General features: G+C 63.0%; 26 protein-coding genes and 1 tRNA gene. 5 read left to right on the forward strand and 22 right to left on the reverse strand.

Annotated elements, in window-relative coordinates; genetic code table 11:
* Positions 1–4 precede the first annotated feature (4 nt).
* Entirely contained in the window at positions 5–1,039 is a 1,035-nt protein-coding gene (locus SG26_RS10445; RefSeq protein WP_014039495.1) for a phosphoribosylaminoimidazolesuccinocarboxamide synthase, read from the reverse strand.
* A 151-nt stretch (positions 1,040–1,190) separates the two neighbouring features.
* Between SG26_RS10445 and SG26_RS10450 the strand changes: the two genes are divergently transcribed.
* Together SG26_RS10450 and cofH are read left to right on the forward strand one after the other, a co-directional pair.
* Positions 1,191–2,207, forward strand: a complete 1,017-nt coding sequence (locus SG26_RS10450; protein ID WP_050038269.1) for a sodium:calcium antiporter — start codon at positions 1,191–1,193, stop codon at positions 2,205–2,207.
* 112 nt (positions 2,208–2,319) lie between these two features.
* Entirely contained in the window at positions 2,320–3,672 is a 1,353-nt protein-coding gene (gene cofH, locus SG26_RS10455) for a 7,8-didemethyl-8-hydroxy-5-deazariboflavin synthase subunit CofH (RefSeq protein WP_050037537.1), read from the forward strand.
* A 202-nt stretch (positions 3,673–3,874) separates the two neighbouring features.
* Here the strand turns inward: cofH and cofG are convergent, their stop codons facing one another.
* The 5 genes from cofG to SG26_RS10480 all read right to left on the reverse strand — a co-directional run bounded on the left by cofG (position 3,875) and on the right by SG26_RS10480 (position 8,610).
* The gene (gene cofG, locus SG26_RS10460) at positions 3,875–4,981 is read right to left on the reverse strand and encodes a 7,8-didemethyl-8-hydroxy-5-deazariboflavin synthase subunit CofG (protein WP_014039498.1); all 1,107 of its coding nucleotides are present in this window, start codon (positions 4,979–4,981) and stop codon (positions 3,875–3,877) included.
* A 33-nt stretch (positions 4,982–5,014) separates the two neighbouring features.
* Positions 5,015–5,638 carry a 2-phospho-L-lactate guanylyltransferase gene (gene cofC / locus SG26_RS10465; protein WP_014039499.1) on the reverse strand — a complete coding sequence of 208 codons (624 nt, stop codon included), beginning with the start codon at positions 5,636–5,638 and terminating at the stop codon, positions 5,015–5,017.
* Positions 5,638–6,414, reverse strand: coding sequence for a hypothetical protein (locus SG26_RS10470; protein ID WP_050037538.1), 777 nt, complete (start codon positions 6,412–6,414; stop codon positions 5,638–5,640). Before SG26_RS10470 ends, cofC begins: the two co-directional genes overlap by 1 nt.
* Entirely contained in the window at positions 6,392–7,573 is a 1,182-nt protein-coding gene (locus SG26_RS10475) for a tubulin/FtsZ family protein (RefSeq protein WP_005536054.1), read from the reverse strand. Before SG26_RS10475 ends, SG26_RS10470 begins: the two co-directional genes overlap by 23 nt.
* Before the next feature lie 137 nt (positions 7,574–7,710).
* Positions 7,711–8,610 (reverse strand): complex I NDUFA9 subunit family protein, encoded by a 900-nt coding sequence (locus tag SG26_RS10480; protein ID WP_050007445.1) that lies wholly within the window; start codon positions 8,608–8,610, stop codon positions 7,711–7,713.
* A gap of 139 nt (positions 8,611–8,749) precedes the next feature.
* On the opposite strand from SG26_RS10480, the gene tmk reads away from it, so the two are divergent.
* Complete coding sequence (gene tmk / locus SG26_RS10485) at positions 8,750–9,337, forward strand: dTMP kinase (RefSeq protein WP_050037539.1); 588 nt, start codon at positions 8,750–8,752, stop codon at positions 9,335–9,337.
* Here tmk and SG26_RS10490 read toward each other — a convergent pair.
* Positions 9,334–9,654, reverse strand: a complete 321-nt coding sequence (locus tag SG26_RS10490; protein ID WP_014039503.1) for a hypothetical protein — start codon at positions 9,652–9,654, stop codon at positions 9,334–9,336. The genes tmk and SG26_RS10490 overlap by 4 nt on opposite strands.
* Before the next feature lie 52 nt (positions 9,655–9,706).
* Positions 9,707–9,937: an Lrp/AsnC family transcriptional regulator gene (locus SG26_RS10495; protein ID WP_008310913.1), complete on the reverse strand. Its 231-nt coding sequence runs from the start codon at positions 9,935–9,937 to the stop codon at positions 9,707–9,709.
* A 140-nt stretch (positions 9,938–10,077) separates the two neighbouring features.
* On the opposite strand from SG26_RS10495, the gene SG26_RS10500 reads away from it, so the two are divergent.
* Complete coding sequence (locus SG26_RS10500; protein WP_050037540.1) at positions 10,078–10,764, forward strand: TrkA family potassium uptake protein; 687 nt, start codon at positions 10,078–10,080, stop codon at positions 10,762–10,764.
* 2 nt (positions 10,765–10,766) lie between these two features.
* On the forward strand, positions 10,767–10,997 hold the full coding sequence (locus SG26_RS10505) for an Lrp/AsnC family transcriptional regulator (RefSeq protein WP_004593869.1): 231 nt from the start codon (positions 10,767–10,769) through the stop codon (positions 10,995–10,997).
* A 39-nt stretch (positions 10,998–11,036) separates the two neighbouring features.
* Here SG26_RS10505 and SG26_RS10510 read toward each other — a convergent pair whose 3' ends face one another.
* The 14 genes from SG26_RS10510 to SG26_RS10575 form a co-directional block, all read right to left on the reverse strand.
* The gene (locus SG26_RS10510; protein WP_050037541.1) at positions 11,037–11,549 is read right to left on the reverse strand and encodes a DUF5813 family protein; all 513 of its coding nucleotides are present in this window, start codon (positions 11,547–11,549) and stop codon (positions 11,037–11,039) included.
* A 215-nt stretch (positions 11,550–11,764) separates the two neighbouring features.
* Positions 11,765–11,849 (reverse strand) — tRNA-Leu (locus SG26_RS10515).
* Positions 11,850–11,997: 148 nt separating this feature from the next.
* Positions 11,998–12,522: a hypothetical protein gene (locus SG26_RS10520; protein WP_050037542.1), complete on the reverse strand. Its 525-nt coding sequence runs from the start codon at positions 12,520–12,522 to the stop codon at positions 11,998–12,000.
* Positions 12,523–12,559: 37 nt separating this feature from the next.
* Positions 12,560–12,967, reverse strand: coding sequence for a hypothetical protein (locus SG26_RS10525; RefSeq protein WP_050037543.1), 408 nt, complete (start codon positions 12,965–12,967; stop codon positions 12,560–12,562).
* Positions 12,960–14,297, reverse strand: coding sequence for an ABC transporter ATP-binding protein (locus SG26_RS10530; RefSeq protein ID WP_044951665.1), 1,338 nt, complete (start codon positions 14,295–14,297; stop codon positions 12,960–12,962). Before SG26_RS10530 ends, SG26_RS10525 begins: the two co-directional genes overlap by 8 nt.
* A complete protein-coding gene (locus SG26_RS10535; protein ID WP_050037544.1) occupies positions 14,290–15,510 on the reverse strand; it encodes an ABC transporter ATP-binding protein in 1,221 nt (406 codons plus the stop codon). Before SG26_RS10535 ends, SG26_RS10530 begins: the two co-directional genes overlap by 8 nt.
* Positions 15,507–16,964 (reverse strand): ABC transporter permease, encoded by a 1,458-nt coding sequence (locus SG26_RS10540; protein WP_079891631.1) that lies wholly within the window; start codon positions 16,962–16,964, stop codon positions 15,507–15,509. The genes SG26_RS10535 and SG26_RS10540 overlap by 4 nt, the downstream gene beginning before the upstream one ends.
* Positions 16,964–18,004, reverse strand: a complete 1,041-nt coding sequence (locus SG26_RS10545; RefSeq protein WP_014039512.1) for an ABC transporter permease — start codon at positions 18,002–18,004, stop codon at positions 16,964–16,966. The genes SG26_RS10540 and SG26_RS10545 overlap by 1 nt, the downstream gene beginning before the upstream one ends.
* Positions 18,005–18,115: 111 nt before the next feature.
* Entirely contained in the window at positions 18,116–19,966 is a 1,851-nt protein-coding gene (locus SG26_RS10550; RefSeq protein ID WP_050037545.1) for an ABC transporter substrate-binding protein, read from the reverse strand.
* Positions 19,967–20,234: 268 nt separating this feature from the next.
* A complete protein-coding gene (locus SG26_RS10555) occupies positions 20,235–20,576 on the reverse strand; it encodes a hypothetical protein (protein ID WP_014039514.1) in 342 nt (113 codons plus the stop codon).
* A gap of 57 nt (positions 20,577–20,633) precedes the next feature.
* Positions 20,634–21,419 carry an MOSC domain-containing protein gene (locus SG26_RS10560; RefSeq protein ID WP_014039515.1) on the reverse strand — a complete coding sequence of 262 codons (786 nt, stop codon included), beginning with the start codon at positions 21,417–21,419 and terminating at the stop codon, positions 20,634–20,636.
* Positions 21,420–21,458: 39 nt separating this feature from the next.
* Positions 21,459–22,007: a peptidylprolyl isomerase gene (locus SG26_RS10565; protein WP_014039516.1), complete on the reverse strand. Its 549-nt coding sequence runs from the start codon at positions 22,005–22,007 to the stop codon at positions 21,459–21,461.
* Positions 22,008–22,173: 166 nt separating this feature from the next.
* A complete protein-coding gene (locus tag SG26_RS10570; RefSeq protein WP_014039517.1) occupies positions 22,174–23,106 on the reverse strand; it encodes an alpha/beta fold hydrolase in 933 nt (310 codons plus the stop codon).
* A gap of 57 nt (positions 23,107–23,163) precedes the next feature.
* Complete coding sequence (locus SG26_RS10575) at positions 23,164–24,249, reverse strand: anthranilate phosphoribosyltransferase (protein ID WP_014039518.1); 1,086 nt, start codon at positions 24,247–24,249, stop codon at positions 23,164–23,166.
* Between the last annotated feature and the right edge of the window lie 54 nt (positions 24,250–24,303).

Genomic DNA, 24,303 nt, shown 5'->3' on the forward strand with positions numbered 1-24,303 from the left:
CAGCTCAGAGTTCGCCAGCGGCGCTAACGGCTTCGTCGAGCGACGGCGCGTCGAACACGTCGCCACCAATGTAGGCGTTCGTGCCGGCACAGTAGAGGTCGCGAGCGACCTGGATTACGTCCTCATCGAGCGGTTCTGGCGACTCCGCACAGAGCGATTTCCAGTCGGCGACGCTCTCCGCGTCGGCCTGCTCTTTGGCCTCGCTCACGGCTTCGACCCACTCGGGCTGGGTGCGCTTGTGGTACTGTCGGATGACCTCCTTCGAGACCTGCTGGCCCCCGTAGGAGAAGCGGTTCTCGTCGAACGTGCCGACCACGTCGGCCACGCGTATCTCCCCGTCGTAGTACAGGCACTCGATTTTCCCGTCCTCGTGGACCAGATCGGCCTCGGCGGCCTGCTGGGTGACGATGTGGTTGACCGCCCGAGCCAGTTCTTCGAGGCGGTCGATGCTGGCCGTGCCGGCGATCCGGTCGGCTGCCTCCCGGTCGAGATACCGGTCCTGCTCTTCGTATTTCGTCGAGAACTCCACGATGGGCTCGTCGAGGTCGACGACCTCTTCGGGCCAGGTGTCGTAGTCGAGCCCGTGGTCGGCGGGCTCGGTCCGGGACCGTAGCGACGACCCGACGCCGACGCGGTTCCGGAAGACGATCTCCAGGGGAATGAGGTAGTTCTCGTCGGCAGCCCCGTGGTATGCGTCGTAGTCGTAGCGCCCGTCCTCGAAGGGGAGGTCCGGGACCTGCGTGAGTTCGATGACCATCTCCTCGGGGGCGGCGTCGGCCGACAGCGCCTCGCCGAGGTCCAGCACCTCGTCGCTGTCGGGGAGCCTGACGCCCTCGTAGTGTGTCGGGACGTGGTTCTCCTCCAGCAGTTGGAAGTTGTACGCGCCCATCGTACACAGCGACGCGCCCTTGTCGGGGATCCGGTCCGGCATCTTGCCCCAGTCGAACACGGAGTAGTCGTCCGTGAACACGAACGCGCCGCGGCCGAGGTCTTCGGCCGTCGCCGGTTCGTCCACGCGGAATTCCTTGACGCTCGTCATTGTGCCCGCCTTTCGGGCCGGGGACAAAGACGTTTCTCATACTGTCGGCTGTAACTATTGTGAGATGTTCGCGGTGGCGAAATTCGTCACAGACAGTATCACTCGCGCTCGGAAGGCAACGTTTTCCGTCGGGCTGTCGACTGACCTCCTGATGGCTACCAGTCTGTTGGTCGAGGCTGCGATCATCGTCGCCGCGACGGCAGCGATCTGGAAAGGGAGCGACTGGCTCGAATCCGCGAGCGAACGGCTCGCGACGTACTACGGCCTCCCGGAAGTCGTTCAGGGCGCAATCATCGTCGCCGTCGGATCGAGCTTCCCGGAGGTCGCGGCGGTCGTGCTCTCGGCGCTGGACGGGTCGATGTCTCTCGGTGTGGGCGCAATCGTCGGCTCGGCGATTTTCAATATTCTCATCATCCCCGCAGTCGCGGGCATCGCCACGGACGACGAACTCGAATCGAGTCGGACGCTCGTCTACAAGGAGGCGCAGTTCTACATGCTCGCCGTCTCAGTCCTGCTCATCACGATGGCGCTCGCGGTCATCTACTATCCCGGCGAGGCGACGCTCACGGGCGTCATCACGCGGCCGCTGGCGGCGATTCCGCTCGCGCTCTACGGCCTGTACGTCTTCATCCAGTACCAGGACACGGCCGACCACGACCCGGGGGAAGACTGGACCGCCGGTATCTCTGTCGGGCGGCAGTGGCTCTTTCTCTTGCTCGGCCTCGCGGTTATTCTCGTGGCGGTGGAGAGCTTGGTCCACTCCGTCAAAGTCATCGGCCGGGCCGCCGGCGTGCAGGAGTTTCTGCTCGGCGTGACGATTCTGGCGGCGGCGACGAGTCTCCCCGACACGCTCGTCAGTGTCAGAGCGGCCCGCGACGACCGCGGAGTCACGTCGCTCGCGAACGTCCTCGGCTCGAACACGTTCGACCTGCTCGTCGCCATCCCGCTCGGCGTCTTCATCGCCGGCGCGTGGACCGTCGATTTCGCGATGGCCGTGCCGATGTTCGGTGTCCTGACCGGGGCGACGATTCTCCTGTTCACCGCCCTCCGGACCGACCTCGTGTTGAGCGAACTCGAATCCTATGCGCTGCTCGGCGCCTACGCGGTATTCGTCGCCTGGATCGTCATCGAGACTGCGGGCTGGGTCGGCGGCGTATTGCCGACCTGATCTCTCTTCCGGAACTGCAGCCGCTTGCGTCCCGAAACACGGGGACCTGTCGACCTTGTGGACCATGTGCGTACCCATACGTTTTTGACCGTTCTTTCCCTCCTGTCCAGCAATGCCGGACGTCCCAGAGACCGTCGGTACGCCGGACGGCTCCGTCGAGTTCGAGCACCGTCCGACGACTGCCCAGTCGTTCGAGAACGCGCTCGCCAAGGCGAGAAACGGGACGCGACTGACAGTCGACGACGCAGTCGAACTCCTCACGACGGGCACCGACCGGGACGGCATCGACCACTACCGGAAAGAGCAGGTACTCGAAGCGGCTGACCGACGCCGGGCGGAGGTCGTCGGAGACGAGGTCACCTTCGTCGCGAACCTCAACAACAACGTCACGACGGCCTGTAACACCGGCTGTCTGTTCTGTAACTTCAAGGACCGCTCCGAGCAGTTCCGCAGCGACTACCAGGAGGACCACGGCGGCTTCACGAAGACGCCGAGTGAATCCCGCGAAATCGTACGGGACGCCCTCGACCGCGGCATCTACGAGGTCTGTTCGGTATCGGGGCTCCATCCCGCGCTCGCGCTGGACGACGAGCACCGGGAGATACTGGAGACGAGCGACCGCGGCGACCTGAACTACCGATCGCCCGACAAGTACGAGAAAGACCCGGCCACCTACTGTGAACAGATTCGGGCGATGAACGTCGGCGACGTCCACCTCCACTCGATGACGCCGGAGGAAGCCTATCACGCCCGCCGCGGCACCGACTGGTCCTACAAGGAGGTGTACGGTCGCCTCCAAGACGCTGGCCTCGACAGCGTGCCCGGTACCGCCGCCGAGATTCTCGTTGACGAGGTCCGGGACGTCATCTGTCCGGGCAAGATCGGGACCGACGAGTGGCTCGAAGCGATGGAGGCGGCCGCGTCGGTCGGCCTCGACATGACCTCGACGATGATGTACGGCCACGTCGAGAACGAGCGCCACCGCGCGCTGCACCTGCAGCGCATCCGCGACCTGCAGGACCGGACCGGCGCGATCACGGAGTTCGTCCCGCTGTCCTTTGTCCACGAGGAGACGCCGCTGTACGAGCGCGGGATGGTCGACGGCGGCGCGTCCATCGACGAGGACGAACTGCTGATCGCCGTCTCACGGCTCTTCCTCGACAACGTCGACCACATCCAGTCCTCGTGGGTCAAATACGGCGACACGCAAGGGCTGAAGATGCTCACCTGCGGCGCGGACGATTTCATGGGAACCATCCTCTCCGAGGAGATCACCAAGCGCGCCGGCGGCGACTACGGCGAGTTCCGGTCGTTCCAGGAGTACGCCGACATGATCACCGCCATCGGCCGGACACCGGTCGAGCGGTCGACGGACTACGAACAGCGCCGCGTCATCGACCCCGACGCCGACGTGCTCGGCCCGCAACTCGGGCCACAGGCTGACGGAACGCCGTTGCTCGACTGAAGTAGTGGACCACGGCTGGGCACTGGCCGTGGTCGACGTGGTAGAGTATTCTGCCTGGCACTGCTGTCAGAGGCACGTCCAGGCATGATATGTATTGGTGTGCCAGTACATGTGTAGCTACGGCCTAGTCGACTAGGTGAGTAGTGTCCAGGATCCGTTCTGACCGTGACGGCTGTTCATGCGCAGAGGCCAGTGGGCGGGATCACACGCTCGCCGGATTCACGCCACGGTCCAGTATCGACCGGAACCGTTCGCCGTCGTCGTCCTCAGCCTCGATAGCCGCCTCGATGGGCTCCGAGAGCCAGCCGTCATCGACGAACCGGTCGTAGACGGGCAGCCGCTCTGTCAGGGGCACCTCGGCGGCGTCGGCGACGGCCGTCAGTTCCTGCAGCGCGGGCCACTCGTACTCGGGGTTGATGTGGTCCACAGTCACTGGGGAGACGCCGCCCAGGTCGTCGATACCGCAGTCGGTCAGGTCCCGGGCGGGCGCGAGGTTCGGCGGAACCTGTACCGACACCTCCTCGGGAAGCGCTGCGCGAGCCATCGCCGTTACCCGGCGCATCGTCGCCAGGTCGGGAGAGCCGCCCTGCCAGCGCTCGTTCTCGACGACGGGCTGGACGATGACCTCCTGGATGTGGTCGTAGCGCTCGTGCAGTTCACGGATGGCGAGCAGGCTCTCGGCGCGGTGGTGCCAGTCCTCGCCGATGCCGACGAGGATGCCCGTCGTGAACGGCACACCGAGTTCGCCGGCCACGCGGAGGGTGTTCAGCCGCTGGCCGGGGTTTTTCGCCCGCGGACCGCCGTGAGCCTGCACCTCAGTGGTCGTCTCCAGCATGACGCCCATCGAGGCGTTCAGGTCGGCGACGTGGGCCATCTGTTCGCGCGTCTGGTCGCCCGGATTCGCGTGCGGGAGCAACCCCTCTTCCAGGGCGATTTCGCAGGCCTCCCGGAGGTACTCGTGGATGGAGTCGTGGCCCCACTCGGCGAGCTGGTCGTGGACGGCGGTGTAGCGGTCGTCCGGGTCGTCGCCGAAGGTGAACAGGGCCTCGGTACAGCCGGCGTCGGCCCCGCGGCGACAGGTCTCGCGGATCTCCTCGCGGTCCATCAGCTCCGCCTGCCCCGGCGGGTCGTAGTACGTGCAGTAGGTGCAGGTGTATCGGCAGGCGGTCGTCAGCGGCAGGAACACGTTCCGGCAGTAGGACAGCGCCGACGCGGCCTCGACGTCCCCGGGCATCACCGACAGCAGTCGCTCGATGTCGGCGTCCGGGATCTCGATGTCGATATCGTGCGCGTCCGTGCCGGGTATCACGTCCCGGGGTGTGCACCCCACGAACAAAAACCTTCACTCGCGGCTCACGGTGACACGGCCGTCTGTGAGCGACAGACTGAAACCGGCGTCAATGAGCCAGTCCGCGGCCGCGCCGTCGCTGTGTAGCAGCACTTCAGCGAGGTCGCCCGGTTCGTCGATGTCGGTCGCGAGCCGCCGAGAGTCAACTTCGGTAACGCTGGCTCCCACGTCCCGGGCAATCTGCCGGTGGTCACGTATCGACGCGCCGTGGTAGTCGACCCTGAACTCGGGGTGGCGACAGACGAAGGCGTTCGTCCCGCCGCCCAGACCCGGGGCCAGCACGACGTCGGCGTCGGGGGCGAGCAGTCGCTCGATACTTTTCGGCGTTACGAGCGGCAAATCCGCCATCACGACGGCAAGTGCGCCATCGCCGTCAGTCACTATCGACGCGAGCAGGTCGTTGACGAGCGGGTCGAGCCCGCGGTCGTCGACAGTGAGCGGTGCGGCACAGTCGAGCGGTGCCGTCGAGATAACGTCGGGTTCGTGGCCCGCCGCTGTCACTGCGTCGACGACGTCTGCAAGCATCGCTTCGGTAAAATCACGGCGCTCGTCGGGAGAAAGAACGGACGCAAGTCGCGTTTTGGGGTCAGACCCCGAGACGGGGACGACGAGACGCATTACAGCTTGGAGTACTCGTCCTCACTCATCTGGGTGTACGCGTAGTAGCCGCCACCGACCAGCAACAGGAGGACGATGAGTCCGCCGCCGACCAGCAGGAGCGTTCGCTGGGTCTGAGCGCTTTGCTGGGCCTGCTGTGCCTGACTTTCGGCCTCCTCGGCGAGGTCCTGGGCGTTCTGGAAGTTCCCGTTCTCGTAGGAGGAGATAGCGCTACTGACTAGGTCCTCGGCGTCTTCGTCCCCACCGGCTTCGTCGATTGCGGCCTGCGCGTCGTCGATTGCCTGTCTCGCTGACTGGCTCTCTTCAGTGTAGTGACGGGCGGTGTCGTTGCGGAACTCGTCCTCGTTGCTCCCGCTGATACGACTGAGAGAGGCGACCTGATAGTTCTGTGCCGGGTCGTACGTGTAGTTCGAGATGGCCGGCGTCGTGCCGACGAGCTCGACGCGAACCTGGTCCCCGTTATTGTCGATCTCCAGGTCCTGCTCGAAGGACTGGTCGCCGTAGGTTTCCTGGCTCACCTGGCTACCCGCACGCAACACAGTGACCGTCCAGCTAACGTCCTGGAGTTCGGTCGAGCCGGCGAGCGTCCACTCGTTCGGTGCGTCGGTGAACGGGTCGTCAATCGTGTACGTCACCGACACCTCTTCCTCGACGGCTGTCTCGCTCGGGACTCCCTCGGCAGAGACAGAGAACGCACTCGCTGTGCCGGCGGTCGCGAGCAGCGCGACAACACAGAGGAGTGCGGCGGTCTTGTTAGAACAGCGGATCAAGTTCATCTTCGTCGTCTTCGACTAAGTCCTCTAAGTTATCTTCGCTTTGGTTACGGATATCGTCGATATTGTCCTGGGCCTCGATGGCGACCTGCTGGAGTTCCTTGATGCGGGGAACGTTGTGGACGCCGGCCAGCAGGATGGACGCGGCCACTTTCGGGGCGTTGGTCGGATAGTCGCCACCGCGGACCTCCATCGAACCGGTCTGCTCCTCGAGCCACTTCCGGCCGCGCTCTATTCCCTTTCGATTCAGGTGCTCTGGCGGCCCTGCCATCACAAGCAAGGCACGCTCTGCACCTTCAATCTCACAGGGAAGTGTTAGCCGCCCGAGCGCGGCTTTCCGGACGAGCGACGTGATACGGTTCGTCGTGTTCGCCGTGTCCATCCCGTCGTCAGACGAGTCGTCGCCCTTGAACCGCGAGAGCAGGCCGCCGCCGCCGGAGGAGACCTCGACGTCCTCGGAGGCGTAGCCGACGGTGGACACGCCGCCGCCGTCGAGCGTGTTGATGATCTCGGAGGAGTCGACGACGCTTTCGGCGACGTTATCGCCGGCCTCGATCTCGCCGGCACCGAACAGCACGCCGAAGCGCCGGACGATCTCCTCGTTGATGTGGTCGTAGCCGCCCTCGACGGACTCGCCGGTCTGTCGCCAGGCGTCGTTGTCGAACACCATCAGATTGTCCACCTCGCGCACGAACGTCTGGAACGACCGAGCGGCGTTGAGGGTGTAGATGCCACCCTCGTCGCTGCCCGGCAGGACGCCCAGGCCGTACACCGGTTCGGTGTAGATGCGCTTGAGGTGTTTCGCGACGACCGGCGACCCGCCCGACCCCGTCCCGCCGCCGAGACCGGCGACGATGAGGAAGGCGTCGACTTCGTGAACAGGGATGTTGTCGATAGCGCCCTGTACCTCGTCGATGTCCTCTTCGGCGATTTCCGCGCCGAGTTCGTTGTCTGCGCCCACGCCGTGGCCCTTAACGCGGGCCTGGCCGATGAGCACTCGATTCTCTTCCGGAATGTGTTCTAGCCCAAGCAGGTCTGCTTTCGCTGTATTGACCGCAACAGCCGAGCGGACGATTCCCGAGCCGGTCTCCTTGTCGTACTCGAGGAATTTGTCCACAATTTTGCCCCCGGCCTGCCCGAAGCCGATCATCGCCAGTTTCATTATATAGTTCTCCGCTTAAAGGGTCAAAGAGCGATAGCGAGTATAAGTGTTTTGCCCGGATCTCAGCCCTGAAAGCCAGGATTGAAAATCAATACTATCCAACACAACACTCTTTAGGGGATGGCTACTGCCGGCGCTTATCCGCTGAGGTATCCGCTGAGTGTCGTTAGAGAGTCACTACTGACTCCGAACGCGTCGATTTCGTTCGTTGTCGGAGTGTTATCGAATTTGAGTGAGCGGTACTGGTCGGCACCCATCGGGAACCCGACGCTCCCCAGCACAGAGAGACCGACCTTCGCCAGCGGCATCGGGAGCGGGACGATGCTTACCGACGACCCGTCGGCATCATACACCTGATTGGTCACGTCTCTGAGCGTCAGCACTTCCGGCCCACCGATTTCGTAGGTCTCGCCGACGTGTTCTTCGGATTCGATACTGTTGACGAGCATCGGCACGAGGTCACCGACCCAGATGGGCTGGAACTTGGTTTGCTTTCCGCCGCCGGGGAGCGGGTACAGCGGGACGCCCGGCGCGAACATCCCCTTGAGGCGCTTCGTGAAGGAGACGAACTCTCCGCCCTCGCCGAAGACGACCGACGGCCGGAAGATGGTCCAGTCCAGCGAAGACTCCGTAACGACCTGCTCGGCCCGACCCTTCGACCGGATGTAATGCGTGTCGCCATTGGGGTCCGCACCCAGCGCACTCAACTGGACGAACCGGTCGACGTCGTGTTCTTCGGCGGCTTGCACGCTGTTTTCGGTCCCGCCGAGGTGGATGCGTTCGTGCATCTCGTCGCCGCCGTCCGGCTTGAACAGGGGCGACAGTGCGACCAGGAAATACACCGCGTCCTGGCCCTCGAACGCGCTCTCGATGCTGTCGTACTCCGTGACATCCCCGGCAACAGTTTCGACACCGCTGGGAAGCGTCGCATCTTCCGGTGACCGGGACAACGCAGTGACGGTGTGTCCCTGGTCGTCGAGTTCGCGGCACAGGTGTTGCCCGATGAATCCAGTCCCGCCGACGACAAGTACATTCATAGACTCCAGTACGGTCGGTAGAACCGTAAAGGTGGGCGTGTTTGTTCGGCTGACCGGTCCGCAGTCCGGCCACTTGTGTCAGCCTACGGATGCACTGTCCGGTCGGGGCGCTTACGTCCCCCCACACGGATTGTGAGGTATGCTCGTCACGCTCGAAGGATTGGACGGGAGCGGCAAGACGACTGTGTGGGAACGGCTCCAGAGCGACGACACTGTCCCCAGCGAGGCTGTGTTCACGCGCGAACCGACCGACACCTGGTACGGGGACGCCGTCCAGCGCTCTATCGACGACGACGACGCGGACTCGCTGGCCGAACTGTTCCTCTACACGGCCGACCACGCCGCACATCTCTCGAACACGGTCCGACCGGCGCTCAACGAGGACCGACTTGTCGTCTCCGACCGCTACAGCGACTCGCGGTACGCGTATCAGGGTGCGACACTCGAAGCTAGTGAGACGTTCGACGACCCGCTGTCGTACGTCCGGGAGGTCCACGCCCCCTGGACCCGTCCGCCGGACCGGACCGTGTATCTCGACCTCGATCCCGAAACCGCCGCACAGCGCAGCGGCGCGACGAACAAGTTCGAAACTGCTGACTATCTTTCGACGGTTCGTGACAACTACGAGCGACTCATCGACGCCGACCCGGAGCGGTTCGTACGCGTCGACGCGACCGCTGACCCGGACACCGTGTACGAACGCGTCCGAGCGGCGGTTCTCGATTAGTCCATCGACGCCGGCAGTTCGACCTCGTCGGGGGCAGGCATCCAAAAGTAATCGAACGTGATCCCGATAGCGAGCGGAATAACGACCGTCATGAGGATGACAGCCGTCTGACTCCCGAGATCCGCACCGAGTTTGAATACACCGCTCAATACGATGAGGATGACGACCATGACTACCGGACAGAGGAGCAGCGAGTAGACGATACTTCCCCACCGCGTGTGCAAACGGACGCGGAAAAAGCGCGTCATGAGCGCCGTCACAGCACTGTTGACCAGCACGATGACGAGCAGGCCGATAATACCGGCGACACTGACCATGTTCGACGTAGGGCGGCAAGTCCCTTTGCCGTGTCGGAACAACGTGACTCGCTCACTCTAAGCAGATGTACGTGCGCGTGTCAGCGACGCCGTTGAGATCACGGACGTGACCTGCGACCGACTGCATGATATCGTACACCTCCGTCCCGGTCGCTTCGGCGATGATATCGTACTGCCCGGCGACGATGTGTGCTTCGGTGATGCCCTCGGCGTCGCGAACTGCCGCAAGGAGTTCTTCGGATTTCCCGGCAGCGGTCTTGATCATAATGAACGCGCTAACCATGTTGTGGTGTGTCGTGTCATAGCACGAAAAAGCTTCCGTCAGGGGACAACAACGGCTTTGTTGTTTGATATCGTGGTCAAGGCGTCCGGTGGTTCCACCGGGTGGGTACTTTTATTCACCCCCGTCCCATAGGAGCGTGTATGCGATTCGTTATCGTGGGTGCAGGTCGTGTCGGACTGCGGACGGCTCGCGTCCTGCAAGAGAGTGGCCACGAAGTTGTCCTCATCGAGCGCGATGAGAACGCGGTCGAGCGCGCGCGGACGGCTGGCTTCGAGGTGATCGCGGGTGACGGCGCTATCGAGGAGACACTCGGTGGCGCCGACCTCGAAGCCGCCGACGCGCTCGGCGCGCTCACCGGCGACTTGAACGACAACTTCGTCGCCTGTATGATCGCCAAGGAACACGGCTGTCGAACCGTTATGCGCATCGACGAGGACTACCGCGAGGAGATCTACCGACGCTACGCCTCCGACGTCGACGAGGTCATCTACCCCGAACGGCTGGGCGCTATCGCCGCGAAGAACGCGCTGCTGGGCGGGAACATCCGCGCAGTCGCCGACATCGCACAGAACCTCCAGCTCGTGGAGTTCACCATCCAGAAGCAATCGCCGATGGAGGGGTACTCACTGTCGGAGTTGGAGCTTCCGTCGAATTCCCGACTGATGGCGCACGGGAAAGGCGAAGCCCCGCTCGCCATTCCCGACCCGGACGAAACACTGGAGGCCGGTGACCGGGTCGTGATACTGGCCGACTTCGGGACGCTCTCTGACGTTCGTAGTATCGTTGTCGGTGAATCAGAACGCGCGACTGCGCTTGGAGGTGCCTGAACATGGTCATTGCCTACGTGATGGTCAAAGCCCACACTGGTGACGCGGACCGTCTGAAGGATGACATCGAAGCCGTCGACGGCGTTGTCGAGGCCCACATCGTCGCTGGTGACGTCGACTTTATCGCAAAAGTGAACGTGGAGACGCCCGCCGAAGTCAAGGATGTCGCAGCGACACACATCCAGGAAATCCAGGGTGTCGAAACGACACAGACCTATATCGCGATGGACTGAGGCTGGCTGTTACCCTGTTTCCATGCTCGACACGTACAGCTACAGCGGTGTCCCGCCGCGAGACCCCTCGCTCCCGCCGGTACTCGCCGAATCGAGCAGGTCAGCCACGACGCCAACGTAGTCGTAGCCGGGAATGACGCCCTCGACGTACGTCCCTTCGACGTACTCGACGAAGGTCTTGGCAACGTCTGCGGCTTGCCGTTCGCCGCCCATCGTGTACTCGAACGTGACGACGACCTGTTCGCCGTCCTCGACGACGCTGTAATCGTCCAGTTCGACAGATGTCCGGGTCGCTTTCGGCGCGTCCTCGAGCCGCCGCTCCAGCGTCTCGAACCAGCCGTCGATGACGGCGTCACCGACCTCGTCGCTTGTCGCGGCCTGTAGTGTCGGCGCTCTGACCGTCACCTCGTAGGTCGTCCGCCACTTTTCGCCCTCAGTTGCAGTCACGCGGCCGTCGAAGTTCGTCGTCTCGACAGCGTAGCTATCCCCAGCCGAGACGAGCGCATCGTGTCGGTCGAACGCTTCGGCAACGTCATCTGGCACATCAGTCATTACGCCGGTATAGGCCACAGACGTGCAAAAACGCGTCGTGTCCGGTTCGTCTCCGTTCGAATTGCCATCAAAACGGTTCACACGCTCTCACATTGTTCGAGCGGATTCATGTGAGGGATGGGATTCGAACCCGATGCACATCCTCACTTCGTTCGAATTTCCGTGATTCGAATCCCACGATGACATTCGTTGCTCACGGATTGTTCGCAACAGAATGCGAGGGATGGGATTCGAACCCACGGACCCCTACGGGAGCGGGTCTTAAGCCCACCGCCTTTGGCCAAGCTCGGCTACCCTCGCGCAGATTGAACTCTGCGGGGGCTAGTGAATGGTCCTTTCGGTCTCGGACTGCGAGGTGTCCTATCGCGTCCCACCACAGTCAGGTCGGCGGAACTCGATAGCGACCGTGACACACTGGTTCAGCTGTCACTTCTCCTCTGACGTCCGTCTACTCCTCGACCGGGAGCCTGTCGGTCGGAAGGAACTTCGTCCGGTCGGCGTGGTCGAACGTTGCGACCGGCGTCCCGTCCAGTTTCCTGAGCAACGTCTGGAACGTCGCACCGTCGTTCGCGGCGGTAACCGTGTTCCCGGCATCCTGGAGTTTGTACGCGCCAGCGATGAACAGCGAGGCGGCGTCCGGATCGAAGTACTCGACGGCCAGAAACACCTGCTCCCCGACCGTCCGCCGGTACACGTCGTACGCTTCGAGTGGGTTCGATTCGACCAGCCGCGTCACTTCCTCGGCCTTGTTACCCGGAATAACGAACACGAGTTCGAGTCCGTCACCGTCGTCGACTGTCTGCAGGCCCGCGTCCCCGGCCGGGACGACGACGGCCTCGCGGCCGTTAGCGCGCCGCTGGTCAGCCAGCGCCTGTGTCTCTTCCAGCGTCTGTTTCCACGATGCTTTGCGGTCGTCCGAACCGGCGGCAAGCCGTTCGAGGTCGTCTGTCCCTTCGCCACCTGTCTTAACCATATCCTGTCGTTACGCCCGCGGGAGGTAAATGGTGGTGTCACTGGACGCCGAAGACGACCTCCATGCTCAGTGAAAGCCCGAGGACGAACAGACTCGCTACGAATAGCTTCACCGGCGGTGAGAGCCGGTCTTCGGGCGGGGCGAGCGAGTCGAGTGGCGGCACGACGCGGGCCAACACCGACTCGAACGGCGTCCGCTCCCGCGCTGACACGCCGAACGACACGCCGGACTCATCAGACTCGTCGGAATCGAGGGACGGCGCGCGCCACAGGGTGATCGATGCGTAGCCGAACAGCGCGAAGCCGATAAAAAACAGCACGAACTTCACCGTCAGCCAGCCACCGCCACGGAACGGCGAGAGCACGCCACCGATAAGCGTTGCTGTGAGTGTGACGCCGAGGGCGTACCACAGCAGATCGAGTACCTTCCCCGCCAGGTTATCCATCGTGCGTGTCGTAGCCACGGCGACGCAGTTCTTCGCCGGGAGCGTCGTGGTCCGTCGCGTGCCGGTGACAGAAGCTCGTCCGTCTGTCGTCGACATCGTAGTACTGCGGCGTTTCGGTGTCACACCGACTGCCGAACGCTTCCTTGAGGTAGGCCCGTGCAGCGTCGGGGTCTCCATCACTGAGATACGTCACAGCCTGTTCGACGTGCTCCCGCACGTCCGGCGGGAGGTCCACGTCGCTGAACTCCTCCTCGACGATCTCATCCCCGTCGGCCAACGCGGTATCGAACCCGAGCCGTTCCTTGAGCCGCTCACCGATCGACTGTTCCGCGCGGGACCGCTCGCGAATGACATCACGGAACTCTCGAATCCGGTCCCACACTTCGTCGCTAGCGTCTATGTCTTCGGGCCGAATCCGGACGGGGCACCGCGTTGCGAAGGGACACCCCTCCGGCGGGTCCCGTGGACTCGGCGGTGAGCCAGGCAGGGTAATCCGGTCCGCTTGAGCCGTCGGATCCGGTTCCGGAATTGCGGACAGCAGTGCGCGCGTGTAGGGGTTTTCCGGGTTCTGGAACAGCTGTTCCGTCGGCCCGACTTCCATGAGGTTCCCGAGATACATCACCCCGACGCGGTCACAGATGTGCCGGACCACGCTCAGGTCGTGCGCGATGAAGAGGTACGTGAGACCGAACTCCTCCTGAAGTTCCTCCAGCAGATTGAGTATCTGGGCCTGGACGGACACGTCGAGTGCCGACACGGGTTCGTCGAGGACGACGAACTCCGGTTCGAGCGCGAGTGCCCGAGCGATGCCGATACGCTGTCGCTGCCCGCCGGAGAACTGGTGGGGATACCGGTAGTAGTGCTCCGGCATGAGCCCGACCTCGTCGAGCAGTGTCCGTACCTTCTCCCGACGCTCGCGGGCCGTCCCCTGTTCGTGGACGTCCAGCGGCTCGCGGATGATCTCGCCGACAGTCATCCGGTCGTTGAGGCTCGATTCGGGGTCCTGAAACACCATCTGGGCGTTGCGGCGCCACTGCTTGAGGTCGCCGCCGCTGAGTTCGGTTATATCGGTTCCATCGAAGGAGACCGTCCCGGACGTGGCCGTCTCCAGTTGGATGAGCGTCCGACCGAGAGTCGTCTTGCCACAACCGGATTCACCGACCAGCCCGAACGTCTCGCCGCGCGCGATCTCGAAGTTCACGCCGTCGACGGCTTTCACCGGGTCCCCACCGAACAGCCCACCGCCTTCGTAGTACGTCTTCAGGTCCTGCACATCGAGTAACGTCTCGCCGGTCTGGTGTGACACAGTATCGACGATTGACTCACTCATCTGTGTCACCTCCCTCCAGCTGTCCGCCGGTGTCTCCGGCACTGTGGCCGTGGCCACCGTCAGCCCGGGCATCGCTGTCTTCGGACCCGGCCGGGCCGGTATCCTCACCGGCTTTTCGGCGCTCAGCCGGCCAGTCGTCCGCCGACAGCGCTTCGCTTGCCTCGGCGCCCGTCTGGTCTGCGTTCTCTTCGTGGTGTGTCACAGTGTCGTCGGTAGGCATATCTTCGGGATACAGGAGACAGGCGGCGGTGTGGTCTGCTGATTCGCCGACCTCCACATGGGCGGGATGGACCCGCTCACACTCGTCGAAGCCCTTCGGACATCGGCTGACGAACCGGCAGTACGACGCCGATTCGTGTGGCGTCGGCACGTCCCCTTCGATAGTGGGCAGCCGATCCGTACTGGGGTTCCGACCGGGAATACTCTGCAGTAGTCCCTGCGTGTATGGGTGGTGTGGGTTCGCGAACAGTTCCTCTACGGGTGCTTTCTCGACGACTTCGCCGGCGTACATCACGGCGACGCGGTCGGCAACCTCCGCGATGACGCCCATGTCGTGCGTAATGAACATGATACCGATGTCACGCTCCGTCTGAATTTCCTGTAGCAGGTCCAGAATCTGGGCCTGAATGGTGACATCGAGTGCTGTCGTCGGCTCATCACAGATGAGCAGGTCGGGGTCACAGGCTAGTGCCATCGCGATGACGGCTCGCTGGCGCATCCCGCCGGAGAACTCGTGGGGGAACTCGTCGACACGCCGTGCCGCGTCGGGGATACCGACTGCACGCAGCAGTTCGATGGCTTCCGACTTGGCTTCGGTGCCTTCCATACCGCGGTGGAGCTCCAGCGCCTCGATGATCTGGTTCCCGACAGTGTACACCGGGTTGAGCGAGCTCAGCGGGTCCTGAAACACCATCGCGATGTCCCCGCCACGAACTGACCGATACTGCTTTTCGGAAAGCGTCGTCAGCTCTCTCCCGTCTAATCGGATAGACGACTCCTCGCGGATTTCGCCCGGACTGTCGACCAGTCCCATTATCGAGCGTGCGGTGACGCTCTTGCCAGAGCCGGATTCGCCGACGATACCGAGCGTCTCGCCGCGCTCGATGTCGAACGAAACGCCGTCGACAGCGCGGATCTCCTCTCGGTCGCTGTGGAACACGGTTCGGAGGTTGTCAACGGCCAGCAGCGGCTCGCCGTCGTCGGTGTGGCTCATCCGCCACCACCTCCGGCGGCCGCGCCAGTCGCACCGCCTTCGGCACCCTCGCTCTGTGGGTCGATAGCGTCACGAATCCCGTCGCTGAATGCGTTGAAGCCGGTGACAACCAGCGTAATCAGGATACCCGGGATGAGCGAGATGTGCCAGGACTGACTGGCGATGTACTGTTGTCCGATGTTGATCGCCCGCCCCCACTCAGGAGTCGGGGCGGTGATCCCGAGTCCGAGGAACGAGAGTGCAGAGACGGAAATAATCACGCCACCGAGCGTCAGGGAGGCGTAAACCAGGAGATAACCGAGGATATACGGTGCCATATGTTTCCGCATAATCACAGTGGGTCGCTGGCCGTAACTCTTTGCCGCGTCGACCCACTCCTGTTCACCGACCTGTAGTGCAGGGCCACGGACCGCTCGCCACAGCCCCGGCCAGCGTATCAACGCGAACAGGAGGATGAACAGCATGGCCCCGCTGTATAGCTCTGCTATCCAGTGGTTCCTGAACACCACCGTCGCAAGAATCACCAGCAGCAATGCTGGCATTGCCTGGACGGAGTCGCTGGTCAGCACCACGATGAGGTCAGTCACCCCCTTGTAGTAGGCGGTAACTAATGCCAGCGTCGTTGCGATAAAGCCCGCAATCGCCATCGACCCGAGCCCGATGAACAGTGACACCCGTGCGCCGAACGCGAGGAAGGTGAACAGGTCCTTGCCGCTGACGAGCGTTCCGACAGGGTGGAACCGCCCGAAGTCGTCGTAACTCCAGACTCCGACGTTGCTGTCCCCGCTACCGCGGGAAGCGGAACCGAGGTTCGCTTCACCGATGGTAATTGTTTCGACCGTCTCCGTGTCCTCGTCGTAGTACTTCATATCGTGGGAGTACGGTCCCTCGATATTCTCTTCGGCCGTGGTTGGGCCGACAACGGGCGCGAACGCGGCCATCGTGACGAAGAAGACGACGACAGTGAGCCCGAACAGGCCCCAGTAGTGGCTTCGGAGTCGGTCGATGACGTCGTCAGTCGGCGTCCAGTCAGCAGCGCGGTAGTGCCGACGGAAAAGGACGTAGCCGTACCACAGCCAGCCTAGCAACGCTGCAACGTATGCATACACAAGCAGGAAGCGGATGAGCCACGCGTATTTCGGCTCAAGGCCGAGGAAGGTCCCCTGCCAGGCGCTCCCGTCGTAATACCCTCGGTTGGGTACCAGTTCCCGGCTCAACAGATGCGGCAGTTCGCTGAAGAAGGCTGACGCACTGGCGAACGCCTCGGCGCCGGGTGCTCCCGGGAGCAACCCGAGTCCGGCGCCTATCGCGCCAAGCAGCCCATCGAGGTATGTCGGTCCTTCAAGCAGCAACAGGATACAGAGTCCTGCTCCCCACAGTAGTGCCGGTCTGGGGTGTGCCCTGAGTCGGTCCTTCAACGGCTGATCGATGTCATCGGTGAGTTCTGTTTCCATCATCCGTCGTACCCCACACGCGGGTCGATAATCGTGTACGCGAAGTCCTGTACGATATTCAGGCCGACAATAAGGAGGATGAACAGGTACATCAGCGTCCCGACAAGCGGGAGGTCACCCTGCTTTGCCGCCTTGACGAACAGCAGGCCGATACCGTTGATAGAGAAGACAGTCTCGACGAGCACTGATCCGCCGATCAGGATGAACGCTTCCGCAGTGATGACCGGCACGAGCGGAATCAGGGCGTTCCGGAAGATGTGCTTCCACACCAGCACTCGCGGTGAGACGCCTTTGGCCTTGGCCGTTTCGACGTACTTCGAGTTGATTGTCTCAAGGACGGCGGTTCGGCCGATACGCATCTCTGTGCCCATCGACGCGGACCCGAGCACCAGTGCGGGCGGCAGTATCTGTTTTGTCGCTTTCGCCAGATTGGTCCATGCCTGCCCGGGATCAGTTATCAATCTCGTCGGGCTCCTGAGCACGGCGAGGTTCGGAGAGGTCACGACATTGGTCTCCACGATGAAGCTGGTCCAGCTGAACCCGAACAGCTGCTCTGTCTGTGAAAGCACCGTAACCAGAATCACCGCAAGCCAGAAGTTCGGCATCGCTCGCCAGACAATTCCACCGAAGGAGGCGAAGTAGTCAGAGAACGTATTGGGATTCAGGCCGGCGTAGAAGCCGAGTGGAATTCCGATTCCGAGGGCGATCAGGACCGCCCAGAACCCGAGCCAGATCGTCCGTGGGGCATAGCTGATGATGAGGTCGATGGCCGGCGTTCCGGAGTTGACGACCCACGATTGGCCCAGATCAAACAGGAACAGATTACCCATGAAATCGAAGTACTGCTCCCAGAGGGGCTCGTTCAATCCCAATCGTTGCTCGATCTGTCGAATCGCACGCGCATCGCCTTGCGGTCCGAGGATCGCTGCCGCGGGGCTAAGCGGCCCCAGCCGGATGATTGCAAACGTTACTGTCGTCCCGAAAATGATAACGGGGATTGACAGAGCCACACGCTTGAACAGGTATGTGAAGCGGCTCATGGCTTGTCTTGTCTCGGTTGTACGGGTATTTGTGAGTTCATAATCTTTGAGGGCTGCGAACTTGGTACCGTCACCGGGTATGACGGAAACGAAACGCTAGCGGGAGCGGGACTACTCTCTCTCTCCGAGAGACACAGTGTTCATCTTCTGGCGGCTCGGCCCCATCCCAGCCGGCGGGGTAAAGTCGACGTGGTCGTACCAGAACAGCTCCCTCAGTTCGTGATACACCGGCAGCATTGCGACGTCTTCCCAGTTCGCGTTCTCCAGTTTGATGTACGCTTCGTTCCGGGCGGCCTGAGCTTCTTCTGTCGGTGCCGGGTTGTCGCTGAGCGACTGGTATGCCTCCTCTGCCTGCTGTGCGGCGTCGCCGTTCTCCGGCTGCCAGTTGACGTAGGAAATCGGGAAGTCGAGGCTCGTATCGGTCTGTGGCGGGTTCAGCAGCTGGAGGAAGTTGTCCGGGGCGGGCCAGTCGGCGACCCAGCCAAGCGAGTACATCTCTAGCTCGCCGTTGCGGCCACGTTCGAGCAGCGTGTTGAACGGCGCCTGATTGACTTCGAGGTCGATGTAGACGCTCTGAAGCTGGTCCCGGAGGATGCTTGCCGTTTCGCTCCAGACACCGGACTCGTAGATTGTCAGCTCGACGGCGACACGCTCGTTTTCGCCGTAGCCGGCCTCCTCCATCACCGAGCGGGCCTCCCCGAGCTGGCTGTCGTCGTAGCCGTACGGGTACTCGTTTTCGGCGCGGTCGTTGTAGTTCTGGGCACCGCCGGGGAAGATCGACTTCGGCGTGAAATTGTACGCGGGCTCGCCGCGCTGCTTGAAGACCTGCTCGACAACGGTGTGCTGGTTCATCGCGTACGCGACCGCCTGACGGACCGGCTTTGGCACGTTGGCCATGTTAAATCCGAGGTAGAACACACCGATGGTCGACACACCGGAGTAGTTGGCCGTCGCGCCGTTACGCAACTCGCCGTAGGTCCCGATCTGACGGCCTTGGTCGTCTTCTTCCTCGACAGATACCTTCCCGGGGTCGTACTGCGCCGTGGGCAACTCGAAGATGTCGGCATTGCGGTTCATCGCGTAGTTGTAATTGGCCGAGTCGCTCTCGATGACCGAAAAGTGGACGCCGTCGATGCTTGGGCTTTCGCCATAATAGTCGTCGTACGCGCCGACTCTGGCCTCAGTTCCGGAGTCCCACGTATCGAACTCGAAGGGGCCGTTCCCGACAGGGTTCGAACTGGAGAACTCGGCCTGAGTCATCTCGCCGTCGTACCCTTCGATGTCGCCGACCATGCCCTCGGGAACCGGTGAGAAGGAGGAGTACGCGAGCATCTCCAGCGTGGAGGCGAACGGCGCGTCTAGCTGGATTTCGAGCGTCGTTTCGTCAACGGCCGTGACGCCGAGTGTCCCGGGCTCGTACACTTCCTGTTCTTCGCCGTCGACCGTCTCGGTCGTCGTTTCGTGTGTGACGCCCAGCGAGTCCAGAACGAAGTAGGCACGACTGGAGTTGTCAGATGCAGTCAGCCGCTCGAACGCGTAGACGAAGTCACTGGCGGTTACGGTGTCCCCGTTGTGGAACGTCGCGTCCTTCAACTGGAACGTATAGGTCGTGAAGTCGTCGGATACCTCGTAATCCGCAGCCATAAGTCCCTCTACAGCGGGCTGCGCGTCGGGATAGTTCATCAGCGGATCGAACATCTGCTGGATGACGATCCCCGACTGGGTGTCGGTCGCCTCAATCGGGTCCATCGTCGTCATCGTCCCCGTATTGACTCGCCAGAGGTCACCGTCCTCTTTCAGGTCGGTCCCGACATCGCCCCCACTGCTGTCCGTCGAGTCCATACCGTCTCCGGTCCCCGCCTCGTCCTCAGTTCCGTCACTATCACTATCACTTGAACATCCTGCCAGTGCTGCGGCGGCCGCAGCACTGCCCGTCGCTTTCAGAAACGATCGACGCTCCATGCTACTTGAACGTGGCATATTGATACCCAAATTGCCCCCCATAAATAGAAGTTATGTCATACAGTAGCTTGAAATATTAAACTGCTTGCATCAAGAAATTCAGTTTATTATCTATAGTAATCTTACATGATATATCCTGTGGTGGCTGATTTCTGGGGGCGGAGATTCACCCCCGCAGAACCGAGTTCTCGGTGTCGCTGACCGCGCGCACAGGATACCGCCGTGGACTGATAGGTGGCAGTAACGGCTGTCGCTATCAGAAACTGCGCTACCAGTCGACGGAGAGTGACCCGTCGCCGTTCGGGTCTGGGGCGATCTCTTCGTTCGTTCGCCGGTCGATGACGTGGATGATGCCCCGGTCTTTCTTCGCCGGGCAGGCCTCCGCGGCCGCGACATTGTGATCGAGGTCCTCCTCGTCGATGAAGTAAGTCTCGGGCTTGGCGATGCCGGTGTCGAGGTCGAGCGTCCAGTTGCGCGACTTCTCGGCGCACTTGCCCGCGCCGAAGCACTTGTTGGCCTCGAAGATGATCTTGTAGGGCTTCTCCTCGACCGGGGGACCGTCCTGTTCGCCGAACTCGCTCGGGTCGACGTGGTCGTCCGCGTCTGCCATTACGCCCCGTTCGAGGCGGACCGCCTTTCGATTGTCGGTCTCGGCCGCGTTCGCCCGCTACGTCTCATCCGTCGACACGACCTCGACGAGGTCCCCGACGGCGAGGTCCGCACCGCGGTCGCCCTCGGGAACGCGGGCGATGAGCATCAGGGTGTAGAAGTGATCGAAGGCGTCCCGGTCAGCCCACTCCGGAAACGTCTCTCGCCGGCGTTCGATGAACCGCTCCCGGAACTCCGGGGTTTCCCTACCGGTGTCAGGGTCCCGCTGGGGGACGACACAGCGACCGCAAGGTGTCACCCCTTCGAAGCGGACGCCGCCGGCCCGGAAGGCAGGAGCGTCCGTACCGACGAAGCGGTCCTCCCAGAACGCCGGAACGCCGCCGATTTCGACGTTCGCGCGGAGCCGCCGTCGCAGCCCTTCGACGGTCACGTCGTCGAACCACGATGCCACGGTCTCAAGCGTCGCAGTGCTGATGACCGACGGGCCCATCTCCCGCCGGTCGACGTATCCGAGCGTCTCGTCGCGCTCGACGGTCAGGTCCACGTCGAAAAACGCGCTGAGCCATTCGGCTGCTCGGGCGCGGTCATCCGCATCCCGGAGTTCGAACGACACGCTATCGCCGTCAGTGGTGACCGACAGCGTTCCCGTTCCGGTGTCGTAGCTGGTGTCGATGTCGTGGACGCGGTCGGTCCGCTTCCCGTTGACCACGTCGCCGTCGGCGTCGAACATGGCGAACTCGCGGTCGTGCGCCAGCGTCCCGCCCGGGCGGATCGATACAGAGTCGCAGTCCATGCCGTCCAGTGCCTTGACGGGGTAGACGGTGAGTCGCTCGACGTGTGCCACTATCGGTTGCTCGCTCGGAACAACGAAAACGTTGTGTGGTTACCGGTGAATCTCGACGGATTCGAGCAGCATCTCCTCGGTCGGCGCGTCGTTGCGGTCGGTGTCGACGCTGCCGATGGATTCGACGACCTCCATCCCGTCGATGACTTTCCCGAAGACGGCGTGTTTGCCGTCGAGGTGGGGCTGGGCGTCGAGCGTGATGAAGAACTGCGAGCCGTTGGTGTTCGGGCCGCTGTTGGCCATGCTGAGGACGCCCGGGCCGTCGTGACTGAGTTCGTCGTGGAACTCGTCGTCGAAGGAGTAACCAGGGCCGCCGCGGCCGGTGCCGGTCGGGTCGCCCATCTGGATCATGAAGTCCTCGATGATGCGGTGGATGTCGATGTCGGTGTACAGTGGGTCGATGCGCTTCTCGCCGGATTCGGGGTCTTCCCACGCACCGGTCCCCGGACCGACTTCGGTCCCGTCGTAGTCGTCGGCACCCTCGGCCAGGCCGACGAAGTTCTCAACGGTGGTCGGTACGCGCTCGTCGTACAGTTCAACTTCGATCTCGCCCTCTGTCGTGTGGAGGGTCGCAGTCAGGTCACTCATACTCAATCGGAGGGAAGCCCGGCAGAAAAGCTTGCCCACTGACCGAGAGTTCAAGTACCGATACGAGGCCATCGCCGCCATGATCTGAGTAGCCGTCGCGTGGCGGGTCGCGGGAGCCCGACACGTCGCCACGCGAGCGGGAGTGTCGGCTGTTCGCTATTCCGGGCTACGGCAGGTGTGACAGTAGCAGCTTCGACACCTGCTCGGGGGCGTCGAACTGAACCCAGTGGCTCGCCGCCGGGAGCCGCTTGACTCGACAGTCCGGGACCCACTCGTCGAGGTCCTCAGTCAGGGCGAGCGAGAGCGCGTCGTCCTGAACACCCCAGATAAGGAGCGTCGACGCTGTCACCGGCTGGTCGCCGATGCCGCCTGCTGTGAGCGTCAGCTTTGCGTTCCGTCGGCCGAGTGCCCGGTAGTAGTTGACTGCGGCCGTGCGCGCGCCCGGCTGCCCGAGCGCCCGCTTGTACCGCGTCACGTCGGTATCGGTGAAGGCGTCGGGGCGGGTCGGCCCGTCAGCGAGGATGCGCTCCAGCACGGTGCAATCCTTCCAGCGGAGGCTGGCCTCGGGAAGGACGGGAAGCTGAAAGAACAGCACGTACCAGGACCGCAGAACCTGGTCGAACGAGCGGCGGAGCTCTCGCTCGTACGCCGACGGGTGGGGTGCATTCAGGACCGCTAGCTGGTCGACGATATCGGGACGGTCGATGGCGGTCTGCCAGGCGATGACGCCGCCCCAGTCGTGCCCAACAATGTGGGCCTGTTCGCGGTCGAACGCCGAAACGAGACCCGCGACGTCGGCGACCAGCTCGTCGATGTGATACGCCGCGACGCCGTTGGGCTTGTCGGAGTGATTGTACCCCCGGAGGTCCGGCGCGACCACGCGGTAGCCGGCGTCGGCGAGCGCCGGGATCTGGTGTTTCCATGCGTACCAGAACTCCGGAAAGCCGTGCAACAAGACGACGAGGTCGCCGTCCGGCGGCCCAGCGGTCACGGTGTGGAGCCTGATACCGTTGGTGTCGACCAGCTCGTGGACGCCGGGTGTTTCTGATGCGGGTACTGTCCACGCAGTGCTGTCGCGAGCGCTGGCGTGTTGTCCCATTAGAATCACTTCGCCCGCTCGGTAGAAGTGGGTTCCGCTCCGTACCCCGTCGCCGGATTAGAAGGCCCGGAGGTCGTCGAGTATCTCCGCTGCGCTGCCGTCGGCAATCGCTTCACGGGCCTGTTCGAGGCCGTCCTGAATACTGTTGGCGTCCTCGCGGGCGTAAATGCGGAGGGCGGCGTTGAGCGCGACAGCGTCGGCGAAGCCGTCCTCGCGCTCGCCGGCCAGCACGGCCTCGGTTATCGCCGCCGACTCTTCGGCTATGTCGTCGACCTGCAGGTCCTCGCTTTCGATGTCCATTCCGTACTCGCCGGTACGGATTTCGAAGTCCGCGATGTCCTCGTCGTCGGACTCCTCGCCGGTGACGGGCCATTCGGCCACGACCGTCTCGCCGGGGCGAACGTCGTCGTAGCCTTCCATTCCCTGGAAGAACAGGGCACGCTCGACGCTGCTGGTTTCAGATCGTGCGAGCGTTCGGACCATCTTCTTCGCGAAGGCCAGATGGTAGAAGCTGCCGAGATGTACGCTGGCGTTGGCCGGGTTCGCGAGCGTCTCGACGGTGTTGACGAAGGTCCGGACGCCCATGTTGTCGCGGCGCTCGAACAGGGCGTCGATGCCGGGATTGAACGCCGGCTGGTAGTAGAAGCCGAAGCCGACCTCGTCGACCATATCGGCGCTTTCGCTCGGTTCGATCTCCGTTCGGACGCCCAGTTCGTCCAGAACGTGCTTGTAGGCGTCCTGTTTCTGCGTGGGGACGCGGTCGCCGGAGTGAACGACAACGGGCGTGCCCGCGGCGGCGGCGACGACGCCCGCGGCGACGCCAAGAATCGCGGACCGACCTTTGCCGTCGTAGTTGGCCCCGCAGTCGACCGGGTCGGCGTCCGGAGCGGCTGTCTCGACCGATTCCTCGGACATCACGTCGACATAGGCAGCCAGTTCCTCTGGGGTGTTGCGCTTCCAGCGGTTGGCGAGCCAGAACGCGCCGAGCGTCGTGTGGTCGGGTTCGTCGCCGAGGATGCGTCGGAACGCCTCCCGGGCCTGCGTGCGGGACATATCGTCGGCCGATTTGTGACCGGAGCCGACGACTTCCGTCATGAGTCGTTTGAGCGGCCATTCGCCGTACTCCCGGGTCGCTTGCGCCATGGAAACGTGTTCGGGCCAGAGTTCAAAAGCCCCTGCGTTTCGTTCTCAATTTGC

Origin of the sequence: Haloarcula sp. CBA1115 (assembly GCF_000827835.1) — an archaeon.
GTDB classification, from domain to species: domain Archaea; phylum Halobacteriota; class Halobacteria; order Halobacteriales; family Haloarculaceae; genus Haloarcula; species Haloarcula hispanica.